General features: G+C 66.0%; 17 protein-coding genes. 10 read left to right on the top strand and 7 right to left on the bottom strand.

What is annotated here, in order from left to right; all coding sequences use genetic code 11:
- The first annotated feature begins 109 nt into the window (after positions 1–109).
- Complete coding sequence (locus tag SCD90_RS10020) at positions 110–3583, top strand: PAS domain-containing hybrid sensor histidine kinase/response regulator (RefSeq protein ID WP_319844537.1); 3474 nt, start codon at positions 110–112, stop codon at positions 3581–3583.
- On the opposite strand, the gene SCD90_RS10015 is transcribed toward SCD90_RS10020, so the two are convergent.
- From SCD90_RS10015 to SCD90_RS10005, 3 genes are all read right to left on the bottom strand, one after another.
- Positions 3584–4252 carry a response regulator transcription factor gene (locus SCD90_RS10015; protein WP_319844536.1) on the bottom strand — a complete coding sequence of 223 codons (669 nt, stop codon included), beginning with the start codon at positions 4250–4252 and terminating at the stop codon, positions 3584–3586.
- 115 nt (positions 4253–4367) lie between these two features.
- Positions 4368–4820 carry a secondary thiamine-phosphate synthase enzyme YjbQ gene (locus SCD90_RS10010; RefSeq protein ID WP_319844535.1) on the bottom strand — a complete coding sequence of 151 codons (453 nt, stop codon included), beginning with the start codon at positions 4818–4820 and terminating at the stop codon, positions 4368–4370.
- Positions 4820–5227, bottom strand: coding sequence for a hypothetical protein (locus SCD90_RS10005; protein ID WP_319844534.1), 408 nt, complete (start codon positions 5225–5227; stop codon positions 4820–4822). Before SCD90_RS10005 ends, SCD90_RS10010 begins: the two co-directional genes overlap by 1 nt.
- A gap of 278 nt (positions 5228–5505) precedes the next feature.
- On the opposite strand from SCD90_RS10005, the gene SCD90_RS10000 reads away from it, so the two are divergent.
- Positions 5506–7692 carry a tetratricopeptide repeat protein gene (locus SCD90_RS10000; protein WP_319844533.1) on the top strand — a complete coding sequence of 729 codons (2187 nt, stop codon included), beginning with the start codon at positions 5506–5508 and terminating at the stop codon, positions 7690–7692.
- Between the two features lie 3 nt (positions 7693–7695).
- Here the strand turns inward: SCD90_RS10000 and pdeM are convergent, their stop codons facing one another.
- The 3 genes from pdeM to SCD90_RS09985 are packed head-to-tail and all read right to left on the bottom strand — an operon-like array spanning position 7696 to position 11473.
- Positions 7696–8409, bottom strand: a complete 714-nt coding sequence (pdeM, locus tag SCD90_RS09995; RefSeq protein ID WP_319844657.1) for a ligase-associated DNA damage response endonuclease PdeM — start codon at positions 8407–8409, stop codon at positions 7696–7698.
- 2 nt (positions 8410–8411) lie between these two features.
- Positions 8412–10952, bottom strand: coding sequence for a ligase-associated DNA damage response DEXH box helicase (locus SCD90_RS09990; protein WP_319844532.1), 2541 nt, complete (start codon positions 10950–10952; stop codon positions 8412–8414).
- Positions 10922–11473, bottom strand: a complete 552-nt coding sequence (locus SCD90_RS09985) for a GNAT family N-acetyltransferase (protein ID WP_319844531.1) — start codon at positions 11471–11473, stop codon at positions 10922–10924. Before SCD90_RS09985 ends, SCD90_RS09990 begins: the two co-directional genes overlap by 31 nt.
- A gap of 41 nt (positions 11474–11514) precedes the next feature.
- Here SCD90_RS09985 and SCD90_RS09980 point away from each other — a divergent pair, with 41 nt between their 5' ends.
- From SCD90_RS09980 to SCD90_RS09960, 5 genes are all read left to right on the top strand, one after another.
- Positions 11515–12561, top strand: coding sequence for a ligase-associated DNA damage response exonuclease (locus SCD90_RS09980; protein ID WP_319844530.1), 1047 nt, complete (start codon positions 11515–11517; stop codon positions 12559–12561).
- Positions 12558–14201 carry a cisplatin damage response ATP-dependent DNA ligase gene (locus tag SCD90_RS09975; RefSeq protein WP_319844529.1) on the top strand — a complete coding sequence of 548 codons (1644 nt, stop codon included), beginning with the start codon at positions 12558–12560 and terminating at the stop codon, positions 14199–14201. Before SCD90_RS09980 ends, SCD90_RS09975 begins: the two co-directional genes overlap by 4 nt.
- A 164-nt stretch (positions 14202–14365) precedes the next feature.
- The gene (locus SCD90_RS09970) at positions 14366–15673 is read left to right on the top strand and encodes a sugar MFS transporter (protein WP_482258156.1); all 1308 of its coding nucleotides are present in this window, start codon (positions 14366–14368) and stop codon (positions 15671–15673) included.
- Between the two features lie 55 nt (positions 15674–15728).
- Entirely contained in the window at positions 15729–16067 is a 339-nt protein-coding gene (locus SCD90_RS09965; RefSeq protein WP_319844527.1) for a DUF6460 domain-containing protein, read from the top strand.
- 92 nt (positions 16068–16159) lie between these two features.
- A complete protein-coding gene (locus SCD90_RS09960; protein WP_319844526.1) occupies positions 16160–18355 on the top strand; it encodes a putative bifunctional diguanylate cyclase/phosphodiesterase in 2196 nt (731 codons plus the stop codon).
- 31 nt (positions 18356–18386) lie between these two features.
- On the opposite strand, the gene SCD90_RS09955 is transcribed toward SCD90_RS09960, so the two are convergent.
- Positions 18387–19280 (bottom strand): branched-chain amino acid aminotransferase, encoded by an 894-nt coding sequence (locus SCD90_RS09955; protein ID WP_319844525.1) that lies wholly within the window; start codon positions 19278–19280, stop codon positions 18387–18389.
- Between the two features lie 141 nt (positions 19281–19421).
- On the opposite strand from SCD90_RS09955, the gene SCD90_RS09950 reads away from it, so the two are divergent.
- The 3 genes from SCD90_RS09950 to SCD90_RS09940 are packed head-to-tail and all read left to right on the top strand — an operon-like array spanning position 19422 to position 22023.
- On the top strand, positions 19422–19949 hold the full coding sequence (locus SCD90_RS09950; RefSeq protein WP_319844524.1) for a MarR family winged helix-turn-helix transcriptional regulator: 528 nt from the start codon (positions 19422–19424) through the stop codon (positions 19947–19949).
- Positions 19949–20659: a response regulator transcription factor gene (locus SCD90_RS09945; RefSeq protein ID WP_319844523.1), complete on the top strand. Its 711-nt coding sequence runs from the start codon at positions 19949–19951 to the stop codon at positions 20657–20659. The genes SCD90_RS09950 and SCD90_RS09945 overlap by 1 nt, the downstream gene beginning before the upstream one ends.
- Complete coding sequence (locus tag SCD90_RS09940; RefSeq protein WP_319844522.1) at positions 20659–22023, top strand: ATP-binding protein; 1365 nt, start codon at positions 20659–20661, stop codon at positions 22021–22023. Before SCD90_RS09945 ends, SCD90_RS09940 begins: the two co-directional genes overlap by 1 nt.
- The last annotated feature ends 3 nt before the right edge of the window (positions 22024–22026 follow it).

Below are 22026 nucleotides of genomic sequence, written 5' to 3'. Positions count from 1 at the left end.
ACCTCCGTGAGCACAACACGCGCGGACGCGTTTGGTTCGCTACCGTTCATCTGGCGGTGAAGATGGCCGACTGGTAGGGGTTAGTTCCCCGTGGAGTTCATGAAACAAAATGCTGCACAGCTGGGCTGTGGTCACGGCAACGCTCTTCTATTTCGGCCTCCTCTTCGCGGTCGCAACCTTCGGTGACCGCAAGAGGCCGTCGTGGATGACCGGCCGCGCGCGCCCGTTCATCTTCTCCTTCTCCATCGCGGTCTACTGCACGGCCATGACCTTCTTCGGGTCCATAGGGCTGGCGGTGCGGCACGGGCTGGAGTTCTCGGCTCTCTATGTCGGGCCCATCCTTGTCTTCGCGCTCGGCTCGCCGCTTCTCACCCGGCTGGCGAGGATCGCGCGGTCCCAGAACATCACCTCCGTGGCGGACTTCATCTCCGCGCGCTACGGCAAAAGCCAGAGCCTTGCCACCTTGGTCACCATTGGCGCGGTGATCGGGGTCGTGCCGTATATCTCGGTTCAGCTGCGAGCCATCTCGCAGGTGGTCGGAGCCATGCTCGAGAAGGAAGGCGTGCAGCCGGCGACCCTCAGCGCCGATCTTCCCCTCGTGGTCGCGCTTGTCCTCGCCGTCTTCGCAATCCTGTTCGGCACCCGGCGCGTGAACGCGTCCGAAAGCCAGCATGGCCTGATGCTCGCCGTCGCGATGGAGTCCGTGCTGAAGCTGCTCGCCTTTCTCACGGTGGGCATCTTCGTCACCTGGTTCATGTTCAACGGACCGGACGATCTCATCGAACGCGCCGCGTTCGTGAACTTGCTGGGTCCCTTCGAGCAGATGCCCCGTCCGTCCATCTGGGTGGCCGTAGCGCTGATCTCGGTTGCCGGCACCATATTGCTGCCGCGCCAGTTCCACGTGACCATCGTGGAGAACACGGGCGAGCGGGAGATGCGGTACGCGGCGTGGCTCGTGCCGATCTACATGATCGCCATCAACCTCTTCGTCGTGCCTTTGGCGATCGGAGGCATGTTGATGTTCGGGGATGGCTCCACCTCTCCCGATCTCTACGTCGTGACGCTGCCGCTGAGCGCTGGCGCAAACTCCATCGCCATGGTGGCCTTCGTCGGCGGCCTTTCAGCCGCAACGACGATGGTGATCGTTGAAGCAGTCGCGCTCGCGATCATGGTGTCGAACAACCTTGTCTTCCCGCTGATGGTGCGCCGCCAGAAGCGGGAGATCGATGATGTCCGTGGCTTCCTGCTGGTGATGCGGAGGCTGTCGATCCTGAGCATCCTGCTGCTGGCCTTCGCCTACCAGGGGTTTGCGACAACCCGGCCGCTGGTCCAGACCGGACTGATCTCCTTTGCGGCTATCGCGCAGTTCGCCCCGGCCTTCTTTGGCGGCATGATCTGGAGGCGGGCAACGGCACGTGGGGCGCTGCTGGCGATCGGTGGCGGGCTGGCGGTCTGGGCCTACACGCTTCTGCTCCCCAGCCTCGGGCCGAACCTCCTCGGCGATCATATGCTCTCCGAAGGTCCACTCGGGCTCGGTTGGCTGCGGCCGCAGGCGCTGTTCGGGCTAAACATCGATCCCCTGGTGAACGGGGTTTTCTGGAGCCTCGCCGTCAACCTGTTTGCCTATGTCGCGGGGTCGCTCAGCACCACTCCCTCCCCCCTGGAGCGGCTGCAGGCAAACGCCTTCATCGGCAACAGCGATGCCGACATGGCCCAGAGCTTCCGCGGCTGGCACGCGCCGGTAAGCGTCGGCCAATTGCGGCAGACGCTCGGCCGCTACCTCGGGGAAGGCGCCGTCGATGAAGCTCTTCGCGCTTTCGAGCAGAAGCGCAATACGGAACTGGCGGACAGCGACAAGGCAGACGTCCATCTGCTGCGCTATGCCGAGCATCTCCTCGCAGGCGCGATCGGCACCTCGTCGTCTCGCCTAGTGCTGTCTCTTCTTCTGCGCCACGGCGCCATGAGCAAGACAGGCGCCATCAAGCTGCTCGATGACGCGTCCATGGCCCTGCAATACTCCCGCGACCTGCTCCAGACGGCGATGGACCATGCCCATCACGGCATGGTCGTGCTCGATCAGGACATGACCCTCGTCTGCTGGAATCGCGAATACGCCCGCATCTTCAGCATTCCCCCTGAACTGCTGAAGGTTGGGACGCCGGTCGATGCCATCATGCGGTCCATCGCGGTGCGGGGCATCTACGGGCCCGGCAGCGTGGATGAGCACCTCGCCGAGCGGATGGAGCGGATCTCCGGACGTGCAGGCGTGTATCGCACGGTGGTTTTTCCGACGAACCGCGTCATCGAAACACGCATAGACGGCATGCCCGACGGTGGACTGGTCGGCACCTTCACAGACGTGACGGAAACCGTGGAGGCCGAGCGCGCGCTGGAAGAACGCGTCAATGAACGCACGCGCGAACTCGTGCACCTGAACCAGGAACTTTCCCGCGCGAAGGCTGCGGCCGACACCGCCAACTTCTCCAAGACACGCTTCCTGGCCGCTGCCAGCCACGACATCCTGCAGCCGTTGAACGCGGCGCGCCTCTACGTGTCCAGTCTTGCCGAGCGGGCAGACAACGGGCCGAACCAGGGCCTTGTCGGCAACATCGATGCCGCGCTCCAGTCCGTCGAAGAGATCTTCTCCACCCTTCTCGATATCTCGCGGCTCGATGCCGGTGCGCTGAAGCCCGACATCAGCACCTTCCAGTTGGGCGACGTGCTTCGTGCACTGGAACTGGAATTCACGCCTCTCGCTACCGCCAAGGACCTGAGGCTGACTATTAGCGGCGGAAGCTACTGGGTGACGACGGACCGCAGGCTGCTTCGCCGGGTCCTGCAGAACCTTGTCTCCAACGCCGTGAAGTACACGCCGCGCGGGCGGGTTCTCGTCGGGTGCAGGCGGCGCGGCAGCAAGCTCGTGGTCGAGGTCTGCGACACCGGGCTCGGCATCGCGCCCAGCAAGCAGAAGCTGATCTTCCGCGAATTCCAGCGGCTCGAATCGGGGGCCCGGGTGGCCACGGGGCTTGGGCTTGGCCTGTCCATCGTCGAACGCATCACCCGCGTGCTCGATCTGCCGCTGAAGATGCACTCGGTGCCGGAGCGAGGGTCATCTTTCCGTGTCGAGGTGCCGCGCGCCGAGCCGCCGGAGGAGAAAACGCTGCTGGTACCGGCAAGCGCCACGCCTCCCGGCCTGGCTCTCACGGGCATGCGCATCCTGTGCATCGACAATGAACCGGCGATCCTGGAGGGGATGCAGATCCTGCTGACCGGATGGGGGTGCGTGGTGCATGAGGCGCCCACCCTGCAGGCCGCGCTGCTCAAACTTCAGCAGTTCGGCGCACCCGACGTCGTCATCGCGGATTATCATCTCGATCATGGCGACGGCATAGAGGCCGTGGGCAAGATCCGGCGTGAGATCGAACGGGATATTCCAGCCATCCTCATCACGGCCGACCGCGGCGCGGCGGTCCGGGAGGCGGCGAACCGCGACGGCATCACCGTGCTTCACAAGCCGTTGCGGCCGGCATCGCTGCGCGCGCTGCTCGGCCAATACCGCCTTGCTCGCTCGGCCGCCGAATAGCTACTCGTCGGCGGCGCTACCCAGCCATTGTCCCGCCTCGATGCGCGAGGCCGCGATGACTGCCTGGGTACGGCTGTCCACGTTCAGCTTCTGGAGGATCGCAGAAACGTGCGCCTTCACGGTCGCTTCGGAGACCGACAACTCGTAGGCGATCTGCTTGTTCAGCAGGCCTTCCGACAGCATCATCAGCACCCGAACCTGCTGTGGCGTCAGCGTTGCCAGCCGCCGCACAAGCGCAGTCGTTTCGTCATCGGGGGAGGTGGACAGGTTCAGATCGGGCGGTGTCCATGTGCCGCCGACCAGGATGGTCTGAAGCGCCTTGCGCATGGTCTCGACATCGGTGGTCTTGGGGATGAAGCCCGAAGAACCGAACTCCAGGCAGCGGCGAACCACTTCCGGCTCTTCATGCGCTGACACCACGACCACGGGAATGCCGGGATATTGCGCCCGCAGCAGGAGAAGCCCTGAAAAACCACGCACGCCGGGCATGGAAAGGTCGAGCAGGATCAGATCGGTCTCGGGCCCCTTCTCCAGTTCGGCGACGAGAGCTTCGATCGAGCCCGCTTCCTCGATGTTGCAATCGCGGAAGGAGCCCGTGATCGCTGCCCGCAAGGCACCCCGGAACAGGGGGTGATCGTCTGCGATGATGAATCTGTGACCTTGGGGCATCGGGCCTGCCGTGTGGAGGTGAGCGTGGGACAAGGACCGGGAAACGGCGACAACCGCAGCTTGCCTAGCGGACAGCGGTTGCTGCCCCTGTTCGTAGAACCAGCCCCGAATGCATTCAAGTCCCGTGCGCCAGCGCACCCATGAACATCATGAATACCCGCCTGCGGTGCGGCTGCGCCCGATGCTCGATAAGATAAACCGCCTGCCAGGTGCCAAGCACCGCACGGCCGTCCGCGACAGGCACGGACAGGCTCGTCGTCGTCAGCATGGACCGGATATGGGCCGGCATGTCGTCGCGGCCCTCGAGATCGTGCCGGTAGCGCGCGGTTTCCGGAGCCAGACGCCTTAGCACGTCGACGAGATCCGCCTGCACATCGGGATCGGTGTTCTCCTGAACAGTCAGGGATGCCGATGTATGGCGCACGAAGAGGGTAAGCATCCCTACCCCAGCGCCGATCTTCGACAGCCAGTCGGCCACGGGCCGCGTGATGTCGGTGAACCCCTCTCCGGAGGTGGCGGCGTCGAGTTCCCGGTGCAGCGCTCTTAGTTCACCGCCGGTAGAGCCCATCAGGCATTGCCGTTGATCAGGGCCCGGACGGCGTCCACCGCTCGCTGGCCCCATTCGCGCAGGAAATCCAGCGCGCCGTTGATCTCCTGTTCCGACGGCAGCTTGAGGGTCACGGACTTGCCGTCGGACGCCTCCGCCTTGCCGGTCCCGCCCTTCAAGCGATCCACCTCGGCGGCGAGCCGGTCGATCTCCTCCTGCAGGGCAGCGCGTTCGTCCGCGCTCGCGCGGCAATCGAGCGAGCCGTTCCTCTCCGTGCACGTGGAGATTGTTCCGGTGCGGCGATCGAGCCGAATGATGTTGTCGCCGCGGCGCTCCAGCTGGAACCGGGCATCCGCCTGATCCTGTGCGCTCGCGGGAAAGGATACGGCCGTCAGCGCAAGCGCAGCGAAGAGGATGCGGGTGAGCATGGCGCTCTCCTTGTTGGGTCAAGCTTCAACGAAGACAGGCGGGCGCAGGTTCAACGCGCCTGGCCGATCTTTCAGGCAGGATTGCAACGCAGCATACACGGCATGGTTTCGAGATGCTTAACCTTAACCCGCTGTTTACCACGACGGCGGAAAACTGGCGCCTGGGTCGTGGTCATGACCGGCGCGGAGTGTCCGCACCTTCATTGCCGGACCTGTCGGCAATTTTGACCTGCATTCCTGAGGGCGGGGCGACGATGGCGGACGGCGCGCGAGGGCAGATGACGAAGAACACGGACGCAGCTTCGAACACGGGTACGGGCGGACGCGAGGCTCGGCGCCTGTCCGACTGGCTGCGCCACCAGGAAACGCCACCGGCGGCGCGGCGCATGGACCCGCCGGGCAACAGCCCTGTCCCGCAGGGCGGCTCTACGCCTGTCCTAAACCGCCTCACGGCGCAATTCGACCGCGTGAAGGCGGGCGAGCCTCCCCTTCAGTCGGTAGGGCTCGCGGAGATGCTGAACCGCCGTCTCGAAGCCCGCAAGGCTCGGGAAGGTGCCGCGGGCATCGCAGTTGAGCCGGGCTTGGAGAAGGACACCGAAGAGGCTCCGCGAGACTTCGTCGGGCCGGCTCTCCACCTTGCCCTCGCCGATATCATCGCACGCCAGAACAGCCTTTCTGCGCAGGCGGCGGCCACCGAGGTGGACGCCATCGACAGCTATTTCGGCGCCCCCAGCAGGAGCCCGGCTGCATCGGAAGCCGTGACCGCGGAAATTCCGGTCGAGCCGCTTGCTGCCGAAGTCGAGTTGCCCTTCGAGCAGATCGAGCCGGAAGCCTCCATTCTCCAACACGCCCACTTGCCCGAGCATGGGCACGAAACGGTCGAGCAGGCCGTTGGCCGCCTCGCCGCGCATTTCGAGCAGACCACCGCGCGGGGATTTGCGACACTCGAAGCCTGCCATTCCGAAATCATGCAGGCCATCCGCGAGTCCCATGCCGCCACCGCCCAGGCAGCGGAAGCGGGCGCCGCTCGCGCCATCGAAACAAGCCTCGAAACCCTTGGCGGAACACTCGCCGGCCGCATCGAGAATGTGGCTCATCTCGTCGCGGACCTGAAGGCGGGCAGCACGGCAAGCGAACGCCGCACCTGCGACATGCTCGATGCCGTGCGGGAGACGCTTGAACTTGTCGCGGAGCGTTTGCCCCGCCCTGCTCCCGGCGAGGCTTCCGCGACCGCGCCCCTCATAGCCGCGCAGGAGCGCGGATCCTTCATCGCCGCCGCACGACGCCAGGCCGCCACGTCACCTGCCCCGGATGTCCGCAGCGTCGATGCGCCGAGGCTTCTTGAAGATGCAGCCGTGGCACCAACCTCGCCAATCGCCACGAAGGTCAAGAAGGCTGCAAAGCCAAAGACCACTACGGCCAAGACCTCCCTGCGCCGGCGCCTGATGCTCGGCTGCGGCGCTATCGCGGTCCTGGCAGCGTCTTACGGCGGTGCGTGGGCGCTGCTGAACCGCAATCTGGCGCCGGAGCAGGTGGTCAGTTCTCCAATCGATGAGGGCTCCATGCTCCTCGATCCGCAGTCGGAGAAGGACTTCAACACGGCAGAGGCCGGCGCGCCCTCGAGTTACCGGCCAACTGAGCCGGCCGCGCTCGACGCTGTCCCGCCCCTTTCGACCGACCTGCAGCCGCCAGCCGGGCTTGCGGTTCCGGAGGAGGCGCTCCCGCCGATCTTGATGCCCGCCGAGCCCGCGCAGGCAGCGCCGGCACCGGCACCGGCACCGGCTGACTCTACCCTGACGCCGCTTCAGCGCAGGACAGCTGCCGGGGATCCGGCAGCCCTCTACGAGACGGCGCTTCGCCTTGTCGAAGGCCGGGGCGTTCCGCGCGATCCCACACGTGCCGCCGAACATCTGGGCCGCGCCGCCAGCGCAGGCCTTGCGCCGGCGCAGTACCTGCTCGGCAGCCTGAAGGAAAAAGGCACCGGCGTCCCCAAGGACATCCCAGGCGCCCGTCAGCTCTACGAGCAGGCCGCCGCCAGCGGCAACGTCCAGTCCATGCACAATCTCGGCGTGATGCACGCCGAAGGCGGGCTGGGCAAGCCGAACATGAAGGATGCCTATGGCTGGTTCAGCCGCGCCGCCGAGCTGGGCCTCAAGGACAGCCAGTACAATCTGGGCGTGGTCGAGGCGCGCGGCCTCGTCGGCAAGCCCGATCTCGCACAGGCTTATGTGTGGTTCGCGCTCGCAGCAAAACAGGGCGACGGCGATGCCGCTGCAAAGCGCGACCAGGTGGCCACCAAGCTTTCGAACAGCGATCTTGCCACCGCACAGTCGAAGGCCGCAGGGTGGAAGGCACAGCCCTTGTCGGCAAAAGCCAACACCGTGGCGGAACCGCCGGAAGGATGGGACCACCCGGTCAACGCCAACCGCGTCAGCACCAGCCAACTGGTGCGGCCGATCCGCTAGGCTCTAGAAGCGGCGCGCTGCCGGTGCGCCGCTGTCAGGCACCAGCTTCTCGGCGGGCATGCGGTAGACGCTGCTGTTGCCCAGCATCCAGGCGCACAGGGCGCCTGGTTGAAAGAGACCGCCAAAGGCGCGGTCGCGCACATTGAGACCTCCGGCATAGACGCCGAATGCGGGCAGGATCGCACGGCGGCCATCGGTTGCCACGCAGCGGCGCCGCACGCTGGCGCCGCGCACCCGGATCTTCGCGACCGGGTGAAGATGGCCCGCGATTTCACCGTCGGCGGGGCCTGCGCTCGGCTCATGCCGCAGCACCACGTCTCCCAGCCTAAACTCGTGCAGCCACTCACCGCGCGCGCAGGACGGCGGCTCGGGATCGTGATTGCCAGCGATCCAGAGCCAGTCGCGTCCCACCTGTAAACCGCACAGTGTCTCGACATCCTCGGGGCGGATGCGATCACCCGCCCGGCTGTCATGGAAGCTGTCGCCAAGCGCCAGCACCCGCTTCGGCTGCAGCCGGGCCATCAGCTTGCCGAGCAAACCAAGAGTAGCGGCGGTGTCATAGGGCGGCAGGAATCCCCTTCCGCGTGCCGCGAAGGCGGACCCCTTCTCCAGATGGAGGTCGGCGACGATCAGCATGCGCTCGGCATCGTGCCAGAGGCCACCTTCCGGCAGCACCGTGAAGGGCGTACCGGCGAGATCGAGTTCATCCGATGTCACGCTCAATGCCCCGGCCCCATGGCCTCGCGCACGAGTTCGTCAGCCGCTTCCTCGATCAGGGCGTCCTGCGCCTCGCCGTAGATCGGCTCGCGGCCGATCTCGAGGATGCCCGGCACGGCGAGCGGGGACACGCGGTCCAGCGCCATGTGGACGGTCTTCCCCTTCACGCGCGCCAGCATGTCGGAGAGGCGGTGGATGTCGAGCAGGCCGCGTGCGGCATCGGCCCGTGCGGCGCGAAGCAGTATGTGGTCCGGCTCATGCCGGCGCAGGACGTCATAGACAAGATCGGAGGACATGGTGACCTGACGGCCGGTCTTCTTCTGACCGGGAAAATTGCGCTCGATTAAGCCGGCAATGATGGCGCAATCACGAAATGTTCTCTTCATGAGGCTGGATTCGGCAAGCCATTCCTCAAGGTCGTCGCCCAGCATGTCCTGATCGAACAGGCTCGCCAGAGCGAGCTTTCCGCGCGCGACTTCCCCCGCCACGTCCTTTATTCCCCACACCGTCACGGCATAGTCCGTGGCCACGAAGCCGAGCGGCTTGAGACCCGCGCGTTCCATGCGCCGCGTCAGCAGCATGCCCAGCGTCTGGTGCGCCAGCCGGCCCTCGAATGGGTAGCAGGTAAGAAAAAAACGCCCCCCGCGCGGAAAGGTCTCGATGAGAAGCTGGTCGGGTCCGGGGATGATGGAGCGCTCGCGCTGGATCTCCAGCCAGTCGCGCACCTGCTCCGGGAACACGTGCCAGCTCTCGGGATCGGCGATCATCCGGCGCACGCGCGCGGCGACGCCCGTGGTGAACGGCATCTTGGAGCCGGCATAGGACGGCACGCGCGGATCGGTGGCGTTGGAGCGGGAGCAATAGGCGTTGTTCTCCTGCACCGCCTGGAAGGCCAGCACCTCGCCCCCGAACACGAAGGTGTCGCCGGGCGACAGCGTGTTGACGAAGCCCTCCTCCACCTCCCCCAGCACCCGCCCGCCGCGCCCTATGGGTCCCGTGAGCCCGCCGCCGCTGCCGCCGCGCACGAGCCGGATCTTCAGCATCTCGGCTTCCGTGATGGTGCCGACATTCATGCGGTATTGCTGGACCACGCGCGGATTGGAGACGCGCCAGAGCCCCTCTTTCGTCTGGCGGATCTTGGCGAAGCGCTCATAGCTCTTCAGCGCGTAGCCGCCGGTCGCCACGTAGTTCACGACGGCGTCGAAATCCGCACGCATCAGCCACGCATAGGGCGCCGCCGAAATGATCTCCGCGAACAGTTCGTCGGGATCGAACGGCGCCGTGCAGGCCATGCCGAGCACGTGCTGGGCCAGCACGTCGAGGGACCCGGCGCGCACCATCTCGGCGTCCTGCTCGCCATCCATGGCGGCAGCGCGCGTGGCCTCGCACTCCACGCGCTCGAAGCGGCTGCCGGGCACGATGATGGCCTTCGACGGCTCGTCCATGCGGTGGTTGGCGCGGCCGATGCGCTGCAGCAGTCGCGACGAGCCCTTTGGCGAGCCGAGATGAACGACCAGATCGATGTCGCCCCAGTCGATGCCGAGATCGAGCGTGGAGGTCGCCACCACCGCCCGCAGCTTGCCGGCCGCCATGGCCGCCTCCACCCGCCGCCGTTGCGCGACGTCCAGCGAGCCGTGGTGCAGCGCGATGGGCAGGTTCTCGGTGTTGAGCCGCCACAGTTCCTGGAACGCAAACTCCGCCACGAAGCGCGTGTTGACGAAGATCAGCGTCATCCTGTGACGACCGATTTCCTCATAGATCGCGGGCAGCGCATGGCGCGCGGCGTGGCCGGACCACGGCAGGCGCTCCTCGGTTTCGTGGATCGCGATGTCCGGCTCCGCGCCGCCTTCGACAACCACGAGATCCGCCAGCCCCTCCTGCACCTCGCCCTGCGCATCCGACTGAGCGACCAGCCAGCGGCGCAGGTCATCGGGGTCGGCGACTGTCGCGGAGAGGCCCGTAATGGTGGCGCCGGGCGCGAGCGTCCGCAGCCTTGCGAGGCCGAGCGACAGCAGGTCGCCGCGCTTGGTGGGAGCCAGCGCGTGAAGCTCGTCCACGATGATGCGGCGCAGGCCGCCGAACAGGCTCTCCGCCTCCTTGCCCGAGATCAGCAAGGCCACCTGTTCCGGCGTGGTCAGCATGATGTCCGGCGGGTCAGTGCGCTGGCGCTGCCGCTTCGACTGCGGCGTGTCGCCCGTGCGGCTCTCCACGCGGATCGGCAGATTCATGTCGGTGACCGGCGCCTCGACATTGCGCGCAACATCGACCGCGAGCGCCTTCAGGGGCGAGATGTAGAGCGTATGGATGCCCTGCCGCTGATTGCGTGTCAGCGCGCCGCGCTCCGCCAGTTCCACAAGGCTCGGCAGGAACCCCGCCAAAGTCTTGCCGGCGCCGGTTGGCGCGATCAGCAGCGTCGAGCGGCCTTCACGCGCATGCCGCAGCAGGTCCAGCTGATGCGCGCGGGGCGACCAGCCGCGCGCAGTGAACCAGTCGGTGAACTGCCGCGGGAGGTCTAGAGGCGCGAGGATGGCTGCGGCGGACAATCGGGTTCTGGGGTCTCTTCCCGCGCCAGCGCGCGTGTCATGAAGATGGCGTCGGCGCCGTAACTTGCCAGTTTTTCCGCGAGCGCCGGCGTCATGGCCGGCGCGAAGCCCTGCCGCTGCCAGAACACAGCCGAGTTGTTCACTGCGACGAGCGACAGGGAAGCGAAGCCCCGCTCCACCGCATGCCGGGCAATCAGGGCCGCCAGACGCCTTGCATGGCCTGCGCCATGTGCGGCCTGCGCCAGCGCGAGATCGTGCAGGTAGTAGGTGCCGGGTTGTTCGGGAAGCCGGTCCAGCCGGCTGTCGAGCGGCGGTGGCGAGGCGGCGTGCCACGGATGGCTGATCAGATAACCCTTCAGGCCCTGGGCATCCGACAAAGCGAGGCAACCCTCGGGGTAAAGCCCCAACCGGTTCTCGAACACGGCGCGCTCTTCCTGATGCCAGGGATAGGCCTGCTCCTGAAGCCGCATGACCGCGTCGAGGTCGCCAAAGGTGAGAGGCCGCCACTCCACGTCCGCCATCCCCTTCTTTCCCGCAGTTCGCGGACTATCTTCACACGTCCATGCGCGCCGAAGATCTTCTCTGCCAGACCAGCCACGGGCTTTGCTGCCGCCCTGCAGGCGTCCACATAGACCCCACGAAGCCCGTCGAGAAGGCGCTCATCACCCACGGCCATTCCGATCACGCGCGGGCTGGGCATGGCGCAGTGATGGCAACGCCCGAGACGCTGCGCATCATGGCGCTGCGCTACGGCGCCGATTTCACGAAGAGCCAGCAGCCGGTCGAATACGGCGAGGTGGTGGAGATCGGCGGCGGCGTTCAGGCCTCGCTCCACCCGGCCGGGCATGTGTTCGGCTCGGCGCAGATCCTGCTCGAGTGGAAGGGCTTCCGGGCCGTCATCTCCGGCGACTACAAGCGCGAGCGCGATCCCACCTGCGCACCCTTCCAGCCGGTGCCGTGCGACCTGTTCATCACGGAAGCGACGTTCGGCCTGCCGGTGTTCCGCCATCCTCCCGCGCGTGACGAGGTGGCGAAGCTGCTGGATTCGGTCGAGCTGTTCCCGGAACGCAGCCACCTCATCGGCGCCTACTCGCTCGGCAAGGCGCAGCGCGTCATGGCGCTGCTGCGCGAGGCTGGCTGGGAGCGGCCGATCTATCTGCATGGTGCGATGGTGAAGCTCACGGAGTTCTACCTATCCGAAGGTGCGCCGCTTGGAGAGGTCAGGCCGGTGATAGCCACAGAGCGCAAGAACCTCGACGGCGAAATCGTGCTGTGCCCGCCCTCCGCACTGCAGGACCTGTGGTCGCGCAAGTTCCCGGACCCGGTGGCGGCCATGGCGTCCGGCTGGATGCGGGTACGCGCCCGCGCCCGGCAGAACGGTGCCGAACTGCCGCTCGTGATCTCCGACCACGCCGACTGGGACGATCTCCAGCGCACGGTGCTGGAAACCGGGGCAGAGGAGATCTGGGTCACACACGGCGCCGAGGAGGCCCTTGTGCACTGGTGCCACCAGCAGGGCCTGATGGCGAAGCCGCTGCACCTCGTCGGCTATGGCGAGGAAGAGGGCGAGCCCGCGCCGGGGCTGGGTGAGGAGGCTGCGGCGCAATGAACCGCTTCGCCGCCCTCCTCGACCGCCTGTCCTACGAGCCCCGTCGCAATGCCAAGATCCGGCTGATGGCGGATTATTTCCGCGAGGTGCCGGACCCGGAGCGCGGCTATGCACTGGCGGCGCTGACCGGTTCCCTCAGCTTCCGCCACGCCAAGCCCAACATGATCCGCAGCCTCATCGCCGAGCGGACCGATCCCTATCTCTTTGCCCTGTCGCGCGACTTCGTGGGCGACACCGCCGAGACCGCGGCCCTGATGTGGCCCGTGGAGCATCGTGCCAACTACGTGCCGCCGCTTTCCGAGATCGTGGAGGGGCTGCACGAGACGACCAAGGCCGACCTGCCGAACCGCATTGCGGGCTGGCTCGACGCGCTGGACGAGACCGGCCGCTGGGCGCTGCTGAAGATCATCACCGGCTCCCTTCGCATCGGCGCGTCGGCGCGACTGGCGAAGACCGCTGTTGCCAGCCTCGGCGGCGTGGAGCCGGACGAGATAGAACTGGTCTGGGCCGGCGTGCGGCTTCCCTATGAGGACCTGTTCGCGTGGGTGGAGGGCCGAGGCCCGCGTCCGGAGAACACTGATCCTGCGCCGTTCCGTCCTCCGATGCTGGCAACGGCCATCGAGGACACGGCGAACTGGCGCGAGGCGTTGAAGCCGGAGGATTTCGCAGCCGAATGGAAGTGGGACGGCATTCGGGTGCAGGCGGTCGCCGGCCGCGATCCGGAGGGCCATCTTGTGCCCCGGCTTTATTCCCGCACAGGGGAGGATGTGTCGGAGGCGTTTCCGGACGTGCTCGGCGCCCTGAACTTCGAGGGTGCCATAGATGGCGAACTCCTTATCCTGCGTGAAGGACGCGTGCAGAGCTTCAACGTGCTGCAGCAGCGCCTGAACCGGAAGACGATCACGCCCAAGCTGACGACCGAGTATCCCGCGCATATCCGCGCCTACGATCTTCTCGTGGACGGCACCGAGGATATTCGTCCCCTGCCCCTCACGGAGCGCCGCGCACGGCTCGAGGCCCTCATCAGCCGCATCGCCAATCCGGTGATCGACCTCTCACCGCAGGTGCCCTTCGCGGACTGGCCGGAACTGGCGGCGAAACGTGGCGATCCGGCTTCCGGCGGCGCCGGCGTGGATTCCGACGCCGTCGAGGGGCTGATGCTGAAACGGCGCGACGCTCCTTACGTGCCCGGCCGCCCGAAGGGGCCGTGGTTCAAATGGAAGCGCGATCCGTTCAACGTGGATGCCGTGCTGATGTACGCGCAGCGCGGCTCCGGCAAGCGCTCCAGCTTCTACTCCGACTACACCTTCGGCGTCTGGCGCATGGTCGACGGAACGGAGGAATTGATCCCCGTGGGGAAGGCTTATTCCGGCATGACAGACGAGGAACTGGCCCGCATCGACCGCTTCGTGCGGAAGAACACCATCAACCGCTTCGGACCCGTCCGCGAGGTCACCCACGAGCCGGATGAAGGCCTGGTCCTGGAAGTCGCGTTCGAGGGCCTGAACCGCTCCACCCGGCACCGCTCGGGCGTTGCGATGCGCTTCCCCCGCATTTCCCGCATCCGCTGGGACAAGCCGCCGCGCGAGGCGGACCGGATCGAGCATCTTGAGGCGCTGCTCCGCGAAGCCACGGCCTGATGCCTGAGCGCATCAGATCGCCTGCAAGGCTTGCCCGATAGACGAAGGTTCTGCCCCGTCACAGGTGGACTTCACGAAGGAGCGCTACACTTCTGCTCTGGGATCCAGACCGTCATGGTCTCGGCAGGACCGGGCGTGGTGCCGGATCACCTGAGAAGAGGCGCATCATGGATGTGAGCCCACCGCGGACTTCGAGCGATGCCGCCGGCACGAAGCCGGCCCTTGTCTGGCTGATCATCGGCCTGTTCTTCATCTGGGGCGGCGCGACGAGCCTCAACGACATCCTCATCCCCAAGCTGAAGGGGCTCTTCGACCTCTCCTTCGCCGAAGCCATGCTGACGCAGTTCGCGTTCTTCATGGCTTATTTCTTCGTCTCCATCCCGGCCGGCACATTGGTCGCGCGCCTTGGGTACTTGCGCGGGCTGGTTGCCGGGCTGGTGGTGATGGCCGGCGGCGCGCTGCTGTTCTGGCCTGCCGCCAATTCCGGCGTGTACTGGCCCCTGCTCGTTGCGCTCTTCGTGCTTGCCGGCGGCATCACAATCCTGCAGGTGGCCGCCAACCCGCTCATCGCCGGGCTCGGCTCACCCGCCACCGCGAGCAGCCGCCTGACCTTCGCGCAGGCCTTCAATGCGCTGGGCACGACGGTGTGGCCCTTCATCGGCGCCCAACTCCTGCTTGGCACCGCCGCCAGCATCGACCCCGCCACGGTGCCGAGGGAACAGCTGCCGGCGCTCCGGGCCGAGGAAGGCGCCATCATCGGCAATATCTACGTCGCCATCGCCGTGGTGCTGCTCATCATCGCCGCCATCTTCTGGGCGCAGCGCCGCGCCGTCCGCACCGAGAGGCCGGACGAATACGGCTTCCGCGACAGCTTCCGGCTGCTGCGGCGCCCGCGCGTGCTGTTCGGCGTCATCGGCATCTTCACCTATGTCGGCGCCGAGGTGTCCATCGGCAGCGTACTCGTGAGCTACCTTGAACAGCCGACGGTGCTCGGGGTGGACGCACGCACCGCAGGCGAACTGATCGCCTTCTACTGGGGCGGCGCCATGATCGGGCGGTTCATCGGCTCCTGGCTGCTGCAAAAGGTGCAGGCGGGCGTGCTGCTCGCGGTCTTCGCAGGTGTCGCGGCGCTTCTGGTGCTGACCTCCATGGCAACCACCGGAACCATCTCCGGCTGGGCCCTGATCGCGGTCGGCCTGTTCAACTCCATCATGTTCCCGACGATCTTCTCGCTGGGCCTCGAGGGACTTGGAGCGAAGACACCGGAAGGCTCGGGCCTGCTCTGCATGGCCATTGTGGGCGGCGCCATCCTTCCCGTGCTGACCGGCACGGTGGCGGACGCCTCTACCATCGGCATGGCGCTGATCGTTCCCGTGATCTGCTACGGGATCATCGTGGCGTTCGGGCTCTCGGCACGCCGCGCGGTCGTCTATGAGGATGCACCCATGGCGGCGCCCGTCTCTCCAAAGTGACGGAACGGCATGCGGCGCGGGTAGCAAAGCCCTCGCCGCATGCTACATCATGCCCATGAGCAATCCTCCTCCCGACAGCCGCGCACCGATGGACCGACGTGACGTTCCGCATACGCGCTCATCCAATCCGGTGACGCGCTTCTTCGGCGGATCGCCTCTCTGGGTCCTCCTGAAGCTTGCCCTGCTCTCGGTGGTGATCGGGGTGGTGCTGGCGGCGTTCGGGCTGGATGTGCGTGGCCTGTTCTATGCCGTGCAGGACCTGTTCTACGCATTCTTCGACAACATCTACGATGCCCTTGCGACCCTCACGCGCTGGTTCCTGCTCGGTGCGGTCATCGTCTTCCCGCTCTGGCTTCTGAGCCGCCTCTTCGATCTTGGCTCGCGCCGCCGATGAGCTGATTCGTACACGGGAAAAAAAGGATTTGCCGGCAAGCTCCTGGCGTCTCCGGTGCTCCTCGCGCCGGTTCAACGTCGCCAAAGGGCATCATGGCGTTCCAGCGTTCATCGGGCCAAAGGCTTAGCCGGCAGATCACCGTCTACTCGGTGCTGTGCATCGTGGTGACCTTCCTCACGGTCATGCTCACGGCAGTGTGGCTGTCTCGCAGCCATGACCGGCAGGCGGCAGCGGTGTCGCGCAGTTCGGCCGAGGGCATTCTCCGCACTGCGGCAGACAGGTTGGCCGAGGCTGCCGGAAACGTGGCCAATCGGCGCGAGATCGACGAGGCCTATCGCACCGAGGACCGGGAGACGCTGGCTGAGCAGTTCGGGGCCGGCCTGTATGGCCGCCCTGTCGATGCATCCGCCCTTGTCACACCCACGGGGCGGGTTGTTCTCTCCTGGCGCGAGCAGGAACGGCAGGCCCCTCTCGGAGACGCAGTCACGACAGCACTCAACCTGCTTGCATCCGAGCATGAGACAGGCCGCGGCCGGACAGGCTTCGCCCGGTCAGGCGACCGTGTCATGCTGGTGGCCGCTGCACGGATCATCGGCGGCGCGAATGCGCCTTTCTCGCTCGATCGCCCATTCCTAATGGCCGTCCAGGATCTGGGCGACGAAATCTCATCCCTCGGTCGCTCGTTCTCCATGCCGAGCCTGAAGCTGGCGGACACTTCGACTCCCGGCAAAGAGAATCTTCCGGTCCGCGATCCGTCCGGACAGGTTCTGGGCTTCCTGTCATGGGAGGCCCCCCAGCCCGGGATGGCCATCCTGATGGAGGGCTACCAGTTCCTCCTGTTTGCTTTGGCCGCGTTCTGCGTCACCATGTTCGGCATCAGCTATCGCACCCGGATGCTTGGAGTGGCGCTTGCGGAAAGCGAGCAGGGTGCGCAGAAGGCTGCCCGCACCGACGGTCTTACGGGCCTGCTTAACCGCCGCGGCTTCCTGGAGTTCATCACCTCTGAGGAGGCTGAGAAGGCAGCGCGCAGCGGCAATCTTGCGGTCATCTTCCTGGACATTAACGGCTTCAAGCGCGTGAACGATGCCGTCGGCCACAGCGGAGGCGACGACATGATCCGTCTGATCTCGTCCCGCTTTGCAGCGGCACAGCCTGCAGGTGCTACGCTGGCCCGGCTGGGCAGCGACGAGTTCGCGATGGTCGTCAATCAGTCTGTTGCATCCCGCGTCTCCGAAGCGGCTCTCCGCCTGACTTCCTCGCTCAGCGACCCCCTGACGGTGGGTGGCCTGGAATTCCAGGTGTCCTGCGCAGTGGGCTTCGCGTTGGCATCTGCGGAGACGAACGAGCCGCAAACCCTGGTGCGCCAGGCCGACACGGCGATGTTCCAGGCCAAGCGCATCGCGCGGCAGGAGCCGCTCCAGTTCCGCCCCTCGATGGACACCGGCACGCAGGACAAGAAGAACCTGGAAGGCCGGCTGCGTCAGGCGCTGCGGAATGGCGAGCTGGAGGTTTATTACCAGCCCATCGCGCGCGCGTCCGACGGTGCCGTGGCGGGCCTTGAGGCGCTCATCCGCTGGCCTGGCGGCATGGGCAGCTCATCTCCGATCAAGATGATCTCGGTCGCCGAAGAGAGCGGGCTGATCCGCGAAATCGGCGATTTCGTGCTGGAACGGGTTTGCGAGGATCTGGTGCGCTGGCCGGACCTGCGGGTGTCGGTCAACGTCTCCCCGGTGCAACTGCGCGATCCGTCCTTCATCAGCAATTTCAGGGCCGTTCTGGCCCGCCATCGGGTCCCGCCCTCACGCCTCGAAGTGGAGCTGACGGAGGGCATCCTCATCTCCGATCCGGCGATGGCCTCCAAGAAGCTAGCCCAGTTGCGGCGCCTCGGCGTCACCATTGCACTGGACGACTTCGGGACGGGCTACTCTTCCATTGGCTATCTGCGCAGCTATTCCTTCGACCGGCTGAAGATCGACAGGTCCCTGACGAACGAACTCCTGCGTGATCCGCAGGGTGAGAACCTCGTGCTCTCCGTCCTGGCGGTCGCCGCAGCCATGAACCTTCCGGTGGTCGCAGAAGGCGTGGAGAACGCTCAGCAATTCGAACGCCTCGCGGGCGCCGGATGCGAGTTCGTTCAGGGCTACTTCATCCAGCGGCCGGGCAGCGCGGCGGCTATAGAAGCGTTTCTGCAAAGCCAGGCGGTTGCAGTTGCGCCGGTGTCCACCGACGGCAAGGTGGTGCGCCTCGGGCGCACACGGGCGGTATCCCGGCGCCTGGTGGGCGAGTAATGCGGGCCTCCCGTGAGGGAGGCCCTTTCGATCAGGCGGCTGCCACGGCCGCGCCGGGCTGCACCGCAGCCATGTAGTCGTTCATCAGCGTCTTGGTCATCTCACCGGGCTGGAAGGTCCAGTCGGCGATGGAGGCCACGGGCGTGACTTCGGCGGCCGTGCCGGTGATGAAGCATTCCTCCATGCCCGCCAGTTCCTCCGGCATGATCGCGCGTTCGTTCACCACGATGCCGCGCGCCCGCGCCAGGTCGATGACGGTGCGGCGGGTGATGCCATCGAGGAAGCAGTCCGGGTCCGGCGTATGGATCTCGCCGTCCTTGATGAAGAACACATTGGCGCCGGTGCACTCCGCAACTTGGCCGCGCCAGTCCAGCATCAGGGCATCCGCGCAGTTCTTGCGCTCGGCAGCATGCTTGGAGAGCGTGCAGATCATGTACAGGCCGGCGGCCTTGGCCTTGCACGGAATGGTGCGCGGATCGGGCCGGCGCCATTCCGCCAAATCGAGCTTCAGACCCTTCAGGCGCTGCTCCGGATCGAAATAGCTGGGCCATTCCCAGACCGCGATTGCGAGGTGGATCTTGCTGTGCTGCGCCGCCACCGCCATCATCTCCGAGCCGCGCCACGCAACCGGGCGGATGTAGGCGTCCCGGAAACCCTGTTTCGCCAAGGTCAGGCGGCAGGCCTCGTTGATCTCTTCCACGGAGTACGGGATCTCGAAGTCGAGAAGCCGGGCCGACTCTATCAGACGCTCCGTGTGCTCCTGCAGCTTGAAGATTTCACCGCCATAGGCGCGCTCGCCCTCGAAGACGCAGCTTGCATAATGCAGGCCGTGGGAGAGCACATGCATGGTGGCGTCCGACCACGGCACGAGCCCGCCATCGTACCAGATGTCGCCCGGGCGATTGTCGAAAGGTTGCACAAGCATGGACGTCTCCTCGAAGCGTGGGCATCGTGGCCCCGCGTGATGGCCGGATTCTGGCGGCTGGCGCGAGGGAATCCACCCACGCGGAACGTCGCGCTGATCATTGCGGTAGGATTTCTGTGCGCATGGGGCTAATATGTCAATATGACTGACGTACTTTCATCCCGGCCCGAGGACATGGATCCGCCCAGCGAGCGTCGCGGCCCTCCGGACGAGGCGACGCTTGAGCTGATCGAGCTGCTGTTCTTCGCCTACCGGGACTTCGTGGCTGATGCCGATGCCCTGCTGGTTCGCTACGGCTTCGGGCGCGCTCATCATCGCGTGCTGCACTTCGTCAGCCGCAATCCGGGCCTGAAGGTCGCGGACCTGCTGACCATCCTCAAAATCACCAAGCAAAGCCTCGGACGTGTGCTGCGCGATCTCGTGGAGCAGGAGTTCATCGAGGCACGGGAAGGACAGGAGGACCGCCGCCAGCGCCTTCTATGCCTGACGCCGAAGGGAACGGCGCTGACGCGCGACCTCACCCGCCTTCAGGCGCGGCGCATCTCGGGTGCCCTCGCCAGCATGGACACCGGCACGGGGCAAACGGTCGCGGCTTTCCTGACGGCGATGATAGATGCCGATGCGCGCGAGGACGTCATGCAGCTTGTCAGCGGCTCCGGCGGCCTCTGATGACCGAGGGCAATGGCGGCGGCCTGCCCGATGGCGCGGCGCACATTCTCGTCGTCGACGACGACGCCCGCATTCGCGACCTGCTGGCACGCTATCTGGCCGAAAACGGCTACCGCGTGAGCAAGGCCGCATCGGCGCAGGAGGCGCTGACCAAAGCGTCGGGTCTGGTCTTCGATCTCCTGATCGTGGACGTCATGATGCCCGGCCAGTCAGGTTTGGAACTTGCGACCGCCGTCCGCGCGGGTTCCGACGTACCAATCCTCATGCTCACGGCCCTGGGCGAACCGAACGACCGCATCAACGGCCTGGAGACAGGCGCGGACGACTACGTCACCAAGCCCTTCGTGCCTCGTGAACTCCTGCTTCGGGTCGCATCTCTGCTGCGCCGCAGCACGCAGCCCCAGCGACCGACCGGAGGAGAGACCGTCGTGTTCGGCGACTTCCGCTTCCATCTTTCGCGGGGCGAGTTGCGCCGGGGAGCCGACATCATCCACATCACGGAGCGCGAGCGCGACCTGCTGCGGCAACTGGCGGAACAGCGGGGCGGCGCCGTCTCCCGGGAGGCGCTCGGAGGCGGCGGCGCGGGAAGCGAGCGCGCCGTGGACGTCCAGATCAACCGCCTTCGCCGCAAGATAGAGGACGATCCCGCCCAACCCCTGCTTCTGCAGACGGTGCGCGGCAGCGGCTACCGACTGATGGTCGATCTGTGATGGAGCGCGAAACCGCCATCGTGGCCGCGGAGAAGGCCGGTAACGGCGGGCGCTTCGGCTTGAGTAATCTGCTTCCCAAGGGGCTCTACACCCGTTCCCTGCTCATCATCATCGTTCCAATGCTGCTGCTGCAGTCGGTGGTAGCGCTTGTCTTCATGGAGCGTCACTGGGAACTCGTAACCCGACGTCTTTCCGCGGCCGTTGCGCAGGACATCGCGGCACTGATCGACCTGACCCGGAACACCGAACTGGGCAGCGATCGCGAAGTCCTCCAACGCGTCGCCTCGGAGGACCTGAAGCTCCAGCTGGATTTCCTCCCGGACGGCAATCTGCCTGCCCAACTGCCGAAGCCGCTGTTCTCGATCCTCGACCGGGTGCTCTCCCAGGAACTCGCCCGCCGCATGGAGGAGCCGTTCTGGATCGACACCACGACCGATCTCAGAAACGTGGAGATCCGCATCAAGCTGCCGGGCGAACTGCTCAGCATAGGCGTGCCGCGCAACAGCGCCTACGCCTCCAACTCCCACATCTTCCTGCTCTGGATGGCGGGAACGGCAATCATCCTCATCACGATCTCGGTTCTGTTCCTGCGCAACCAGATCCGCCCCATCCTGCAACTTGCCAACGCGGCCGAGAACCTCGGCAAGGGCCGGGAAACACCGACCTTTCGGCTGCGCGGCGCACGTGAAGTGCGTAGGGCGGCGAGCGCGTTCTTCTCCATGCGCGACCGCATCGAGCGGCAGATCGAACAGCGCACGACCATGCTGGCCGGCGTTTCGCATGACCTGCGAACCGTCCTGACCCGCCTGAGGCTTCAGATCGCGCTGCTGCCGCCAAATGCCGGCATCGCGGATCTGGAGGACGACATCGCCGAAATGGACAGGATGCTCGAGGGCTACATGGCCTTTGCCCGGGGAGATGCAGGCGAGGCTCCCCGGCGGATCAATGCCGCAGCACTCATGCGCGAGATCGAGGCCGACCTGCATCCGGCGGGACAGCAGATCCACTTCAGCTATCGCGGCGGAGAAAGCGTGATCGCGCGGCCTGATGCGCTCAAGCGCGCCATCGGTAACCTGGTCTCCAACTCGCTTGGGTTCGGAAAGCGCGTCGAGGTTACCGCCGAGTGTGGAGACGGCTACTTCGTGGTGCTGGTGGATGACGATGGTCCCGGTATCCCGGAAGACAAGCGCGAGGACGTATTCCGCCCATTCCTCCGCCTGGATGACTCCCGGAACCTCAACCGTCCGGGCTCCGGACTTGGACTATCGATTGCGCGCGACGTTGCCCGCGGCCATGGCGGAGATGTCAGCCTTTCGACAAGCAAGCTCGGCGGTCTGCGCGCCCGCCTGCACATTCCCCTTTAACGG

The organism is Terrihabitans rhizophilus (genome assembly GCF_033898525.1).
Taxonomy (GTDB): Bacteria; Pseudomonadota; Alphaproteobacteria; order Rhizobiales; family Methylopilaceae; genus Flaviflagellibacter; species Flaviflagellibacter rhizophilus.
The sequence above is the reverse complement of the archived record's forward strand: the minus strand, read 5'-3'. Positions and strand labels throughout refer to the sequence as shown.